General features: G+C 74.6%; 13 protein-coding genes. 1 reads left to right on the forward strand and 12 read right to left on the reverse strand.

Annotation, left to right across the window (positions count from 1 at the left end):
* Positions 1-36: 36 nt before the first annotated feature.
* From EAH89_RS07065 to EAH89_RS07120, 12 genes are all read right to left on the reverse strand, one after another.
* Entirely contained in the window at positions 37-891 is an 855-nt protein-coding gene (locus tag EAH89_RS07065; RefSeq protein ID WP_140882093.1) for an alpha/beta hydrolase, read from the reverse strand.
* Positions 892-953: 62 nt separating this feature from the next.
* Complete coding sequence (locus EAH89_RS07070) at positions 954-2,204, reverse strand: c-type cytochrome (RefSeq protein ID WP_140882094.1); 1,251 nt, start codon at positions 2,202-2,204, stop codon at positions 954-956.
* On the reverse strand, positions 2,204-3,970 hold the full coding sequence (locus tag EAH89_RS07075) for a GMC family oxidoreductase (RefSeq protein ID WP_140882095.1): 1,767 nt from the start codon (positions 3,968-3,970) through the stop codon (positions 2,204-2,206). The genes EAH89_RS07070 and EAH89_RS07075 overlap by 1 nt, the downstream gene beginning before the upstream one ends.
* Entirely contained in the window at positions 3,970-4,716 is a 747-nt protein-coding gene (locus tag EAH89_RS07080) for a gluconate 2-dehydrogenase subunit 3 family protein (protein ID WP_140882096.1), read from the reverse strand. Before EAH89_RS07080 ends, EAH89_RS07075 begins: the two co-directional genes overlap by 1 nt.
* A gap of 118 nt (positions 4,717-4,834) precedes the next feature.
* Positions 4,835-5,725, reverse strand: a complete 891-nt coding sequence (locus EAH89_RS07085) for a PPK2 family polyphosphate kinase (RefSeq protein ID WP_140882097.1) — start codon at positions 5,723-5,725, stop codon at positions 4,835-4,837.
* 49 nt (positions 5,726-5,774) lie between these two features.
* The gene (locus EAH89_RS07090; protein WP_140882098.1) at positions 5,775-6,617 is read right to left on the reverse strand and encodes an endonuclease/exonuclease/phosphatase family protein; all 843 of its coding nucleotides are present in this window, start codon (positions 6,615-6,617) and stop codon (positions 5,775-5,777) included.
* An 8-nt stretch (positions 6,618-6,625) separates the two neighbouring features.
* Entirely contained in the window at positions 6,626-8,623 is a 1,998-nt protein-coding gene (locus EAH89_RS07095; RefSeq protein WP_140882099.1) for a DNA/RNA helicase domain-containing protein, read from the reverse strand.
* A complete protein-coding gene (locus EAH89_RS07100; RefSeq protein WP_241666894.1) occupies positions 8,620-9,492 on the reverse strand; it encodes a DMT family transporter in 873 nt (290 codons plus the stop codon). The genes EAH89_RS07095 and EAH89_RS07100 overlap by 4 nt, the downstream gene beginning before the upstream one ends.
* 38 nt (positions 9,493-9,530) lie before the next feature.
* Entirely contained in the window at positions 9,531-10,685 is a 1,155-nt protein-coding gene (locus EAH89_RS07105; RefSeq protein WP_140882100.1) for a GNAT family N-acetyltransferase, read from the reverse strand.
* Between the two features lie 43 nt (positions 10,686-10,728).
* On the reverse strand, positions 10,729-11,121 hold the full coding sequence (locus EAH89_RS07110; RefSeq protein ID WP_140882101.1) for a nuclear transport factor 2 family protein: 393 nt from the start codon (positions 11,119-11,121) through the stop codon (positions 10,729-10,731).
* On the reverse strand, positions 11,118-11,606 hold the full coding sequence (locus tag EAH89_RS07115) for a RidA family protein (protein ID WP_140882102.1): 489 nt from the start codon (positions 11,604-11,606) through the stop codon (positions 11,118-11,120). Before EAH89_RS07115 ends, EAH89_RS07110 begins: the two co-directional genes overlap by 4 nt.
* 3 nt (positions 11,607-11,609) lie before the next feature.
* On the reverse strand, positions 11,610-13,130 hold the full coding sequence (locus EAH89_RS07120; protein ID WP_140882103.1) for a TSCPD domain-containing protein: 1,521 nt from the start codon (positions 13,128-13,130) through the stop codon (positions 11,610-11,612).
* 176 nt (positions 13,131-13,306) lie between these two features.
* Here EAH89_RS07120 and EAH89_RS07125 point away from each other — a divergent pair, with 176 nt between their 5' ends.
* Positions 13,307-13,663 (forward strand): NADH:ubiquinone oxidoreductase subunit NDUFA12, encoded by a 357-nt coding sequence (locus EAH89_RS07125; RefSeq protein WP_140882104.1) that lies wholly within the window; start codon positions 13,307-13,309, stop codon positions 13,661-13,663.
* The last annotated feature ends 111 nt before the right edge of the window (positions 13,664-13,774 follow it).

Genomic DNA, 13,774 nt, shown 5'->3' on the forward strand with positions numbered 1-13,774 from the left:
AGCGGACGGGATCGTCCGCTCCCCTTTTTCGTGCCCTCAGGCCGGGTAGGACGGGACGCGGGCGCGCAGCCAGGCGCGGATGTCCGCCAGCACCGGGGCGCCCTCCAGACCGAGGGCGCGCACCGGCGCGGCGAGGGCGGCGACGATCCCGATGTGGCTCACGCCGGAGTAGAGCCTCTCCTCCACGGGGATGCCGTGGGCGCGGGCGAGGGCGGCGAAGCGGGTGGTCTGCTCCGGCCGCACGGTGGTGTCCGCGAGGCCGTGCAGCAGGAGGAGGGGCGGCGTGCCGCGCAGGGCGGCCTCGTCCAGCGGGGCGACGCGGGCCCGGGCGCCGGGGGCGGCCGCGAAGATGCCGGAGGGGTCGTCCGCCGGCCCGAAGTCGAAGGGGCAGGCGAGGCCGATGCCGCCGGCGAGGGTGTCGCGCGCCGGGCCGAGCCAACGCGGGTCGGCGGTCAGCGCCATCGCGTTGAAGGCGCCGGCGGAGTGCCCGGCGAGGATCACGGGCCGGTTAAGGCCGGGGCCGGCGCGGATGGCGCGGACGGCGGCGGCGCCGTCCTCCAGGAAGGCGGGCCAGCGGACCTCGGGGAAGAGGCGGTAGTCGGGGACGGCGACGAGGGCGCCGGCCGAGGCGAGGGCGCGCGCCGCGAAGTCGTAGTCGCCGCGCGACCCGCTGCGCCAGCCGCCGCCGTAGAAGAAGACGACCAGCGGGGTGCCCGGCGCCGCGCCCGCGGGGGTGTAGAGGTCGTAGCGGGCCCGCTCGCCCGGGCCGTAGGGAAGCCCCGTCTGGCGGAGGATGCCGCCGGAGGGTGTCAGGCCGTTCGCGAGGTCGAGCGGGGAGCAGCCGGCGGCCAGGGCGGCGCCGGCGAGGGAGAGGAGGCGGCGGGGGATCATCACCGGCGCAACGCGCCGTCCCGCCCGCTCGTTGCGGGCGGGGATCGGCGTGACGCGGGTGGCTAGGGGCGGTCGCGCAGGGTGTCGCGCATCCGGGCGGCGTCGGCGGCCGAAACGGGCGGGGCCGCGTTGCCCCAGGCGTTGCGGATGTAGGTGGTCACCGCCGCCGTCTCGTCGTCGTTCAGGCGCCAGCCGAAGGCGGGCATGGCGGGCGAGGTCGGCGCGTGCGGGCTGTAGGCGGCGCGCACGCCCTGGAGGACGACGCGGAGCAGCGTCTCGCTTCCCTCCTGCTGCACCACCTGGCTGCCGGCGAGGCGCGGGAACATCCGGGCGACCCCCTCCCCGCTCCGGGTGTGGCAGGCGCCGCAGCGGTCGACGTAGATTGCCTCGCCCGTGCGCATCTGCGGGTTGTCGGCGGCCAGCGCCGTCCGGGCGGGGGCGACCGGCGCGGCGGTGGGCGGCGCTTTGAGGTAGGCGGCGATGGCGCGGAGGTCGGGCTCGGTCATGGCGCTGGTGGAGTATTCCACGACCTCCGCCATGGGGCCGGAGGCAGCGCTGCGGGCGTTGCGGCCCTTCTGGAGGTACTCGACGATCTCGTCCGCGCTCCAGGCGCCGAGGCCGGTGCGCTCGTCGCCGGTCAGGTTGGTGGCGAACCAGCCCTGCAGCGGCCCGCCCGCGAAGCGCCGGCTGTCGCGGTCGGCGCCGGCGAGGTTCTTGGGCGTGTGGCAGGCGCCGCAATGGCCGGGTCCCTCGACGAGGTAGGCGCCGCGGTTCCACTCGGCGGAGCGGTTGGGGTCGGGTCGGAACTCGCCGGGCTCGAAGAAGAGGGCGTTCCAGGCGAGCATCGAGGCGCGGATGTTCAGCGGGAAGGGCAGGCTGTTCCGGTCCACCGCGTTGCTGACCGGTTCCAGCGTGTTGAGGTAGGCGAAGATCGCGTCGGTGTCCTCGCGCGGCATGCGCGTGAAGTAGTTGTAGGGGAAGGCCGGGTAGAGGCGCGCGCCGTTGGGCCGGATGCCCTCGTGCATGGCGCGGTAGAAGCTGTCGGCTGACCAGGTGCCGATACCCGTCGCGCGGTCGGGCGTGATGTTCGGGGTCACGATGTTGCCGAAGGGCGTCTCGATCGGACGGCCGCCGACGAAGCCCTGCGAGCCCTGGTGGTTGCCACTGGTGGACATGTGGCAGGCCACGCAGTCGCCCAGCGTCACGAGGTAGCGGCCGCGCTCCACCTGGTCGAAGTTGTCGGGCGCGGCACGGGCGGGCGCGGTGGCCAGGAGGGCGGCCGCGGCGAGGGCGGCGAGGAGGGGCGCGCGCATCAGGCCTGCACCAGCGGCTGGCCGGGGTTCTTCAGGTACTGGCCCTTGATCGCGTCCGCCGCGTAGTAGGCGAGCGCGCCGACCGTGCCCGTGGGGTTGTAGCCGGCGTTCTGCGGAAAGGCGGAGGCGCCGAGGACGAAGACGTTGGGCACGTCCCAGGTCTGCTGGAACTTGTTCACGGCGGAGGTGCGGGGATTGTCGCCCATGATGGCGCCGCCGGTGTTGTGCGTGGTCTGGTAGGGCACGACGCTCCAGGGGCCTTTCTTCGGGCTCGCCACGATATGCTTCGCGCCCATGGCGCGCATGATCGGCACCATCTTCTCCGTGACGTAGGCCGACATGCGCTCCTCGTTGGGCTTAAAGTCGAAGGTCATGCGCAGGAGCGGGCGGCCGAGGCGATCCTTGTAGGTGGGGTCGAGGTCCAGGTAGCAGTCGCGGTAGGACATGACGCTGCCCTGGCTGCCCACGTTCGTGCTCGTGTTGTAGTTGTCGCGCGTTGCCTTCTTCCAGGCGCTGCCCCAGCGCGGCGTGCCCGGCGGCACGGGGCGGGCGGAGATCGGGCGGGCGTGGAAGGTGGTGCCGTTGATGTTGGCGCCGCCGACGAAGTTCAGGCCCGTGTGGTCGAAGGCGTCGCCCTGGTAGTCGTCGCAGGTCATGCCGAGCGCGCCGGCGCCGGCCCAGCTGTTGAACAGCTTGTCGTCGAAGAAGCCGTTGACGGAGGAGTTGGCCTGGTAGGCGTAGTTCTTTCCGACCACGCCCTCGCCGGTGCTGACGTCGTAGGGCTTGCCGATGCCCGAGTAGAGCAGCAGGCGCACGTTCCAGAGCTGGTAGGCCGCGAGGATCACGAGATCCGCCGGCTGCTCCCATTCCTGGCCCTGGGCGTCGATGTAGGTGACGCCCGTCGCGGTCTTGCCGTCGGGGCTCATCAGCACGCGCATCACCTCGCATTCCGTGCGCGCCTCGAAGCCGGGGTGGCGCATGAGCACGGGCAGGATGGTCGTCTGCGGGCTGGACTTGGAGTAGTTGGCGCAGCCGAAGCGCTCGCAGAAGCCGCAATAGGTGCAGGGCGCCTGCGTGACGCCGAGCGGGTTGGTGTAGGCCTGCGACATGTTCGCGGCGGGCAGCGGGAAGGGATGCATCCCGAGCTCGGTCGTGGCCTTGGTGAAGAGGTCCTGGTTGAGCTGCATCTTGAGCGGCGGCGTGGGGTAGCCGCGCTGGCGCCAGCCCTCGAAGGGGTTCCCGCCGGGCTGGATCTGGCCCTTGATGTTGCCGGCCTGGCCCGCGATGCCGCAGAGATACTCGAACTTGTCGTAGTAGGGCTCGAGTTCGTCGTAGCCGATGCCCCAGTCCTGGATCATGTGGTTCTCGGGGAAGATCCCCTCGCCATAGCGTTCCTTGTAGTGGCTGCGGATGTTAAGGTCGCTCGGCAGGAAGCGCCAGGTGTGGCCGTTCCAGTGCACGCCGGAGCCGCCGACGCCGTTGCCCGGCAGGAAGCTGCCCCAGCGTCGGATCGGCAGCGCGGTCTGGTCCGGTGTGTTGCGGGCCGTGACCGTGTCCTGCGAGGGGCGGACGAAGAGCTCGTTGCGGATGGCGTAGCGCAGCTCGTCCGGCGCCGTGCCGATGTTGAAGTCGCTGGCGGTGTCGCGCCAGGGGCCGCGCTCCAGCGCAACCACCTGCAGGCCGGCCTGGCAGAGCTCGTAGCCCATGATGGCGCCGGTCCAGCCGAGGCCGACGATCACCACGTCCTTGCGGGGAAGGCGGCGCATCAGCCGCGCGCCCCGACGCGGCGCCATTCGGGTCGGCCGAGAAGGCTGACCGGCGGCATCGTGTAGCGCGTGCCGGTCTTGGCGAGCACGTCGCGGTAGTCGTAGCGCGTGCCGGGGAAGCCGATGAGTTTCCAAGCGACCATGTCGCGGTTCCCTCCGTAGATCGGGTCGGCGAAGAACCCTTCCATGGTGTTGTTGTGGATGAGGTCGAAGATCTCGCCCCCGTTGAACTCGGGCGAGTTCGCCTCGCGCTTCTCGAGCGCGGTGAGGAGGCGGTCGAGCTCCTCCGGGGAGAGCTGCGGGACCTTCCGGCCGCCGAAGTTGCGCGCGACATGGGCGGCGAGGCCGGCGAGGCCCTTGCGGTAGGCCTGCGCGGGCGTGAGCGGGGACTGGAAGCCCTGGGTGGGCAGCGGGTTCGGCGGGAAGGGTCCCTGCATGTAGACCCCGTCGGCGCGGCCGTAGGGGCCGGCGAGCTGGCGGTCGATAAAGACGGCGCAACCGGCCTCCTTCCCGCCCGGGCCGAGCTCGTCAGCGGGGATCAGGCGGTCGACGATCGCCTCGATGGCCGCGCCCTCGTCGGCGGTGAGGAAGAGCCAGGGGCCGGGGCGCGCCTCCGGGGGCGGGTAGACCTCGTTGCTGGTCCAGGGCAGACCCTCGATCGTGCGGGCGGTGGCGGTGCCAACCAGGCCCATGAGGGCGGTGGTCGCGAAGAGAAAGCGGCGGCGCGTGCCGCGCGGGGTGGTCATCAGCAGGCCCTCGGCGCGGATCGGATGCCGCGTCAGGGCTCAAATGCCGGGAAGCATCATGGTTGCTGCCGATGCAGGGCGATCTTCGTTGAAAAGCGGTAACCTGCCCTTCCCGGCGTCAGGCGAGCGCGTCCCGCGCGCGGAGGAGGGCGGCGCGGGCGGCGGTGCCGACGGTCGGGAACTGCAGGTCGAGCCCCTCCATGGCGCCCGCCACCGCTTCGGCCACCAGCAGGCGGGCGAGCCACTTGCGGTCGGCGGGGATGACGTACCAGGGGGCGTGCGGGGCGGCGGTGGCGCGGATGGCGCTCTCGTAGGCGGACAGGTAGTCGGCGCGGCGGGCGCGGACGGCGAGGTCGCCCTCCTCGAACTTCCAGTTCTTCGCGGGCTCGTCGATCCGGGCGAGCAGCCGCTGGCGCTGCTCCTCCGCGCCGACATGGAGGAAGAACTTCAGGATCAGCACGCCCTGGCGCGCGAGGTAGCGCTCGTGCGCCGCGATGTCCTCCAGCCGCTCCGCCCAGATCTGCGGGCCGAGGAGGGTGGTCGGCAGCGGCGCCGCCTGGAGGATGGAGGGCTGCACGCGCGGGACGAGCACCTCCTCGTACCAAGAGCGGTTGTGCACGCCGATGCGCCCGCGTCGCGGCATGGCGACGGCGTGGCGCCAGAGGAAGTCGTGGGAGCGTTCCAGCGTGCTCGGGGCGGCGAAGGACTCCACCTGCACGCCCTGCGGGTTCACGCCGGAGAAGACGTGCTTGATGGCGCCGTCCTTCCCGGCGGCGTCCAGCGCCTGGAAGATGCAGAGCGCGGACCAGCGGGCGTCGGCGAAGAGGCGCTCCTGCTGGTCGGAAAGGCGGGCGACGGCCTTCTCCAGCGCCCTCACGCCCTCGGCCTTGTCGAGGCCGGTGTCGCCGTCCTCGTCGGTGCGGTGGGCCTCGAGCGAGAAGGAGGCGCCGTCGGTGACGCGGCAGGCGGCGAGGAGGCGGCGGAGGGGCTCGGCGGTCACGGCGGTCATCCCGGGCGGTGTTCAGGCCCCGAACGCGCGAGCGCGGCGATCGGACGCGTCAGGGGGGGCTGAGCACCACGCTGACCGGGCAGTGGTCCGAGAGACGGGCGCGCCATTCCGGCCCGCGCTCGGCGTAGACAAGGACGCGGAGGCTGCCCTCGGCCATCCAGCCGCGGGCGGGGCCGCCGAGGAGGATGTGGTCGACGAAGGGGCGCCCGCCCCAGCAGGGGTTGGAGCGGCCGGCGGTGGCGCGGGTCAGCGGGGCGGCGCGCTCGAGCATCGGGAGGATGACGGGGTCGCGGTCGAAGCGGCGGTTGAAGTCGCCCGCCAGCGCGAAGGCCTCGCCGGCCGCGCGGCGCTCCTCGATCCAGCCCGCGAGGATCTCGGCCTGCCGCGCGATGCTCTCGCATGGCCGCCCGCTGTCCCCGGCCTCCCGGCAGCCGGCGTTGAGGTGGAGGGAGAGGACGCGGAGCCGCGAGGCCCCCTGCCCCACCGTCACGTCCACGCCGCGCCGGAGCGAGAAGCGGCCGCCCGGGTGCAGGTCGAGGGCGGCGAGGTCCTCGTTCTGCTCGGCCGGCAGGCCGCGGCGGACGGCGACGCCGGCGCGCTGCACGTCGCGCTCCCGGGGGAAGAAGAAGTGCCAGCGGGCGGGGTCGAGGACCAGGGCCGCCGCCTCGGGGCCGTCCACCTCCTGGATGGCGATGACGTCGGCGGCGAGGCGGTCGGCGTAGGCGCGGAGGCGGGCGAGGTCCTCGGGGGAGCGCTGCGGGACGTCGCGGGGAAGGTCGGGGTCGCCGGCCGGGCGGGTCGTCAGCCAGGCGAGGTTCCAGGTGGCGAGCTTCAGCTCCGCGGCGGCGGCCGGGGCGGCGAGGAGCAGGAGGGCGAGGAGCGCGCGGAGCATGGGCGTCCTTACACCAGGGCGGGCGCGGGGTCTGCCGCGGGGATGGCGGCGAGCGGGCGGGCGCCGCAGGCGAGGAGGTGGTCGGCGACCGCGTCCATCTCCGCGGCGGCCCGCGTGGGGTCGTGCCAGGGATCGCCGGCGGGGCTGCCGCGCGGGACCCAGATGACGGTCTCGTAGCGGGCGCGCGTCAGCAGCACGCGGTAGGTGTTGAGGGTGAAGGCCCGATCGGTAGGGTTGCGCACGGTGTTCCAGCGCGCGCCCGAGAGGCTCCGCATCGTCCAGCCGCCCGCCCCGCGTAGCAGGTCACCGCCCCAGGCGAGGCCGACCTGGTCGAGTTCGAGGCCCTGGCAGTCGTACTCGGTGGCGTAGGTCTCCAGGGCGTCGGAGGCGCGGATGTCCGGCCAGCGGTCGAGGAACCAGTGGGGGATGTCAGCGGCCTGGACGCCGAGCCCTTCCGCCCGCAGGCGGCGCGCGCCGGAGGAGGCGACGAGGCCGGCGCGGCGCAGCCCGCGGGAGAGGGCGCGCAGGGCGCCGCGGAGGGAGGCGAGGTCGCGGGTCATGAAGTAGGGCACGCCGGCGGGCCCGCGCGCGATGCGAGCGGCCGTCTCCACCTCGCCGGCGAGGACCGCGTCGACCCAGGGGGCGCCCTGGGGATCGCGGACGGAGCGCAGGGGGACGGTGAGGTCGAGATCGGGGTCAAGGGTCAGCCAGGGGCGTGGCCCCTCCGCCAGGCGCTGGGCGGCGAGGGGCGCCGAGAGCGTGCGCGGGGCGGCGAAGGCCGCCCAGCCCGGCGAGGCCTCGATGACCCGCCCCCACTCGGCCAGGCCGGCCTCGCCCGTGTTGATCTCCTGCCCGTTGCCGATGAGCGCGACGATGACGGACCAGCCGGCGTGGCGCGCCATGATCGCCAGCGTGTGCGCGGGCTCGCTGTCCGTCAGCTTGCTCGCGCCACGGCGCTGAGACGGCTTGGTGGCCTGCGCGCGGTCCCAGGCGCGCTGCGCCTCGTCGAAGACGATGACGCGGGTGTCGGGGACCTGATTGGGCGTCTCGACGTAGTGCTCCAGGAAGCGGTGCACGTTCTGCAGCGCCGTGACGGCGTCGCGCCGCGCGCCGCGGCCCGGCCGGCTCTCCGCGGCGCGGCGGGCCAGGCTCTCGCGGAGGACGGCCACGAGCGGGGCGTTGCCGGTCAGGAAGGCGGCGCCGTCGTCGCGCAGGCGGCCGTAGACGATGTTCAGGCCGCAGAGCGTCTTGCCGGCGCCCGGGATGCCCGTGACGAAGACGACCGCGTGCCTTGATCCGGCCCGGGCCGCGTCGATGGCGCGCCCCACGGCCTCGGTGGTGCGGGTGAGGTTGGCGGCGTCGGCGCGGGCGGAGACCATCTCGGCGCTGCGGTGGCGGTCGAAGAGCATGGTCGCGGCCTCGAGCACGTTGGGGACGGGGCGGTAGGGCGCGTCGAGCCAGGCGGCGTGGTCGAGGGGACGCGGCGGGGGGCCGATGGCGGCCTGGATGGCCCGCAGCGTGTCGGCGAGGCCGGCCGCGTTGGTGGGGATGGTCGGCGGGACGCCGGTCCAGATCAGGGGCGGCGCGAAGGGGGCCGGCGGGGCCGCGGTCGCGACGAGGATCGGGACGATGGGCAGGTCCCGGCACCCCGCGTGGAAGTCGCGCAGGTCCAGCGCGTAGTCCTCGGCCTGGCGGCGGTCGGCGGGGAGGTATCCGGTCGCGCCGTCCTTCATCTCCAGGACCAGCACGGCGCGGTCGGTAAGGATCACGCAATCGGCGCGCTTCTCGAGGCGGAGAAGGTCGTACTCGAGCATGACCGTCCAGCCCGCGCATTCCGGCCCGGCGAGGGCGGCCTGCAGCAGGCGGGCGGTCGCGAGCCAGGCGGCGCGCTGGGCGAGCTCCACCGTCGCGTGGCGGGCGGTCTGGGCGTAGGCGAGGCGCGCGGCGACGTCCTCGGGCGCGAGCGCCCGCAGCGCGGGGACGCGGAGGGTGAGCCAGGGCCTCATGGGTCCCTCCGGGTCGGCCAGGTGGCGAGGAGCATGCTGGCGAGGAGCAGGACGAAGCCGAGGGCGTGGGTCGCCGTCGGCGTCTCGCCCAGGAAGAGGATGGCGGCCGCGGCGGCGGTGGCGGGCAGGAAGGCGGTGAAGACGCCCGCCGTGCCGGCGGGGGCGCGGCGCAGCCCGCCGTACCAGAGGAGGAGCGAGAGGACGCTCGCGGTAACGGCGTGGAAGAGCAGGAGGCCGAGCAGCCAGGGATCGGCCAGGCGCGCGGCGGCGCCGGCCTGGGGGAGCCAGGCCGGCAGGAGGAGGAGGGCCGAGAAGGCCTGCATGCCGAGGCTCGCGCTCAGCAGCGGCAGGGCGCCCGAGGCGCGCTTGGCGAGGAGGACGTAGGCGGCCTCGCCGCAGACGCCGAGGAGGACCAGCCCGTTGCCGAGGGCGCTGCCGCCGGCCGCGCCACCGCGCGCGAGGACGATGGCGCCCATGCCGCCCGCGGCGAGCGCCACCGCCGCCCAGCCGCGCGGCGCGATGCGCTCGCCGAGCCAGAGGGCGCTGCCGAGGGCGATGACCGCGGGAAGCGTGGCGAGGACGAGGCCGCCTTCCAGCGCCGTGGTCAGGCGAAGGCCGGCGAGGAGCGCGACGTTGTAGAGGACGGTGCCCGCGGCGGCCTGGAGGAAGAGGTTCAGGAGCACCCCCCTGCCCGGCCAACGCCGGCCGTCGCGCCAGAGGGCGAGCGGGAGGAGCACCGCGCAGGCGACGAGGCAGCGCAGGCCGAGGATCAGCGGGATGGGCAGCGCGCCGGCCAGGGACTTGGCCACGACCACGTTGGCGCCGGTGAGCACCATCGACCCCGCGAGCTGCGCGTAGGCGCCCAGCATTAGGTACGGGGCATCAAGAAGGGGGCATCAGCGGCGGGTCACGCCGCCTCGTCGTCCCGGCGGTAGGGCGAGAGGGCGTCGAGCTCGGCGATCTCGGCCTCCATCACCGCGCGCTCCTGCACGAGCGAGTCCGCCACCGCGCGGCGCAGGCCGGCATGGGCGATGAGGTGGGCGGAGTAGGTGGGCACGGGGCGGTAGCCGCGCTGGATCTTGTGCTCGCCCTGGGCGCCGGCCTCCACGCGCTTCAGCCCGTGCGCGATCGCGAAGTCGAGGGCCTGGTAGTAGCAGAGCTCGAAGTGGAGGAAGGGCGCCTCGACCAGGCTGCCCCAGTTGCGGCCGTAGAGGGCGTCGCGGCCCATGAGGTTCAGCGCGCCGGCGACGGGCACCCCGTCCCGCTCGGCCACCATCAGCACGACCTTGTCGCCCATCCGCTCGCCCATGAGGGGCCAGAAGCGGGCGGTGAGGTAGGCGCTGCCCCATTTCCGGTCGGTGGTGCTGCGGTAGAACTTGTGGAAGAGGCGCCAGGTCTCGGGGGTGATCTCGGGGCCGCGGAGGACGCGCATGGTCAGCCCCGCGGACTGGGCGTCGCGCCGCTCCCGCCGGATGGACTTGCGCTTGCGCGACGACAGGGCGCCGAGGAAGTCGTCGAAGCTGCCGTAGCCCTCGTTGGTCCAGTGGAACTGCACGCCCAGGCGCTGCAGCCAGCCGGCCTCGCCGAGGTCGTCCCATTCGTCCCGCGTGCAGAAGGTGACGTGGCAGGAGGAGAGCTTCAGCGCCTCCGTCGCCTGGGCCATGGCGCTGGCGAGGGCGGAATGGGGGATGCCGCTGCCCGGCCGCGTCATCAGCCGCGGGCCCGGCACGGGGGAGAAGGGCACGGCCACCTGGAACTTCGGGTAGTAGTCGCCGCCCGCGTTCTCGAAGGCGCGGGCCCAGCCGTGGTCGAAGACGTACTCGCCGTAGGAATGGCCCTTCACGTAGGCGGGCGCGACGGCGACGAGCGCGCCCGCCGCGTCGCGCAGCGCCAGGTGCTGCGGCAGCCAGCCGGTGCGCGGGCCGGTGCAGCCCGATTCCTCCATGGAGAGGAGGAAGGCGTGGGAGGTGAAGGGATTGCCCGTGGGGTCGCAGGCGTCCCAGTCCGCCGCGGGGATGTCGGCGATGCGGGGGTGAAGGGAGAGGGTCAGCTCAGAGGGCATGGGGGCGCATGTGCGGCGCGCGGGGCCGGGTGCAAGCGCCGGCTCAACCGGGGGTGCCGGATTCGGCGCGGGCGAAGGCGCCGAAGTCGGCGACGGCCTCGACGGCCGCGATGGCGCCGTCGCGGACGGTCCAGACGTGCAGGAAGGGCACCGTGCCGGCGCGGCCCTCGGCGTCGCGGGCGTCGTAGGCGCCGCTGGCGAGGAGCCGTCCGTCCACGAGGGGGACGAAACGGTCCACCGCGATCTTCCAGTGGGGGAAGCGGCGCCGGAGCGTGGGGAAGAAGACCTCCGCCACCTCGGCCCGCCCGCGCCACTCCGTGCGGGGGACGGGGTAGCCGGGGGAGACGCGCCAGCGGACGTCCTCGGCCAGCAGGCTGTGGTCGCCGCTCTCCATCCAGCGGCGGAGCAGGGCCTCCGCCGCCTCCGAGGCCGTCACGCGATCTCGAAGACGGCCTCGACCTCCACCGCGGCGTCGCCGGGCAGGGAGGGGACGCCGATGGTGGTGCGGGCGTGGCGGCCGGCGTCGTCGAAGACAGCGACCGCCATGTCGGAGGCGCCGTTCATCACCTGGGCGTGCTGGGTAAATTCCGGCCCCGCCGCGATGAAGCCGCCGAGCCGGACCACGCGGACGACCCGGTCGAGGCTGCCGAGCGCGGCGAAGGCCTGGGCGAGGACGTTGATGAAGCAGAGCTGCGCCGCCTCCTGCCCCATCTCGATCGGCACGCCGGCGCCGAGCTTGCCGGTGTAGGCAATCTTGCCCTCGCGCATCGGCACCTGGCCGGAGACGAAGAGGAGGTCGCCGGTGATCACGGCGGGCACGTAGTTCGCGATGGGCTTCGCGGCCTCGGGCAGCGAGACGCCGAGCTCGGCGAGGCGCGCGGCGATGCGGCCGGGATCGGCGTCGGGGATCGACTGGGCCATGGCCTAGCCCACCAGCCGCAGCGCGCGGCGGCGGGCGGCCGGCGCGGGGGCGGAGGGAAGGTCGGGCAGGAGGGGAAGCTGCTGGGCGGCGGTGCCGAGGTGGTCGCCGCCGCACTCCTCCTCGGTCGGGTCCGGCAGGATGCGGCCGCCGAGGTGGTCGAGCGCCAGGCGCCGGAAGGCCCAGTCGAGCACCGAGGAGGCGCGGTGGATGGCCGGGTCGCCCTCCACGACGCCGGCCGGGCCGAAGCGGGTATAGGCGAAGGCCTGCACGTACTCGTCGAGCGGCACGCCGGAGGCGAGGCCGACGGTGACGGAGTGGCAGAGGGCGTCCACCACGCCGCGGAAGGCGGCGCCGTCCTTCGCGAGGGTGAGGGAGATCTCCTCGAGTCCCTCGGCGCCCTCCATCGTGCGGAGGGTGACGCGGTGGCCGCCGATGCCGACCTTCCACACGGCGCCGCGGCCGTGCGCCGGTGCGGGGCGCGGCTTCGCCACGGGGCGCGGGGCCTGGGCGGGGGCCGCGACGGCGGGGGCGGCGGCGTGCAGCCAGGGGCGGAGCGCGGCCTCCATGGCAGCGCGGGACTCGGGGCCGCGGGGGGCCAGGAGCCGAGCGGCGTCCTCGCCGGCGAGGAGGGCGGCGCGGGTCGGGATCTCCGCCACGCCGCCGTCCTCCGTGGAAACGAGGCGGGTGGGTGCCGCGGCCGGGGCGAGGCCGCCGGTCTCGGCGCCGAGCAGGGCCTCCACCGCGTCCGGGGGCGAGAGGGCGACGATCGCCGCGTGGCGCAGCCCGGGCGCGCCGGCGGCCTCGTCCAGCGCGGCGCGGACGGCCTCAACGAGGCCGGCGACCGGGAGCGAGGCGGGCGGCGCGGGCCAGTTCAGGGCGAGGGGGAAGCGGGCGCCGAGGCTCTCCGCCAGCCGGCCCGAGGCGGCTTCCGCGGCCCCCCGGGTGAGGGCGGCGACGGCCACGGCGACGTCGCGGCCCTCCGGCGAGTCGTAGTCGAGTCGAAGGGCGGCCAGCAGCCCCGCGAGGTCCGCGAAGCCGAGGCGCAGGCGCGTGGCCTTGGCGCCGCCGAGGATCTCCAGCGCCAGGACGCCCGTGCGGACGGCGGCGGCGTAGCCCGCGGCGGCGAAGCCGTCCTCCTCCAGGAAGGCCGGCAGGTTGAGGACGAAGCGGGGCTCGGCCTTGGAGTCGCCCGCCCAGGTACCGGCGCCGGGGGCGCCGCGGCGGGCGAGGAGAAGGCCGCGGAGCGCGGTGGCGAGGGACTCGGCGGCCGCGGCGTCCGCGAGGAGGCCGAGCTTGCGGCCGCGGGCCGCGAGGCGCGCGATCCAGGCCTCGGCGAGGCGCGGCAGGGCCACGGGGCCGTTGCCCGGCGCCAGGGCGGCGAGGGCCTCGGCGGCGGTGTCGTCCCAGGCCGCGGGAAGGGCCACGGGGCGGGGATTGGCGTCCGGATCGGCGGCCGCGCGCACGCGGCGCAGGGCCACGCCATCCCAAACGGTGTTGCGGGTCGAGCCGTCGTCGCGCGTCATGGGAGGACCATAGGCCGGCGCCGCCCCCGGGTGAAGCCGCCATGTCGTGGCTGGAGGCGGAGGACGACACAAGATAGGGTGTCGGCCGCGGCGGGCGGAGCGTGGCTTTCGCCCGGGGGCGGGGCGTGCCATATGCAGCCCCTTCTCAACCCGCCCGCATCGGCAGGAGCCCTTCCATGTCCGCCATGCAGCGCTGGCTCTCCGGCCTCTCGGGCCGCCGAGTCGGCACCGACACCGCCGGCAACATCTACTTCGAGAGCCGCCGCGACTTCCTCAACTACGGGCGCAAGCGCCGTTGGGTGGTCTACGCGGGCGCGGCCGAGGCGACGGTCGTGCCGCCCGAGTGGCACGCCTGGCTTCACCACACCCTGGACTCGCCGCTCGACGCGACGCGCCGCCTGCCCTGGATGAAGCCGCACATGCCGAACATGACCGGCACCGCCCAGGCCTATCGCCCCGCCGGCAGCGACCTTGCCGGCGGCAAGCGCGCCCCGACGGCCGGGGACTACGAGGCCTGGACGCCCGGTTCTTGAGACGCTCATGCTCGACGTTCCCCGACTTACCGCGCCGCCGCGCCACGCCCCGTCGCGTTCCGGCCCCGCCCGGCCTGGGCCCTCCCGGCCCGGCCCGACCGTTCCCGCCGC

The organism is Muricoccus nepalensis (assembly GCF_006438825.1).
GTDB classification, from domain to species: domain Bacteria; phylum Pseudomonadota; class Alphaproteobacteria; order Acetobacterales; family Acetobacteraceae; genus Roseomonas; species Roseomonas nepalensis.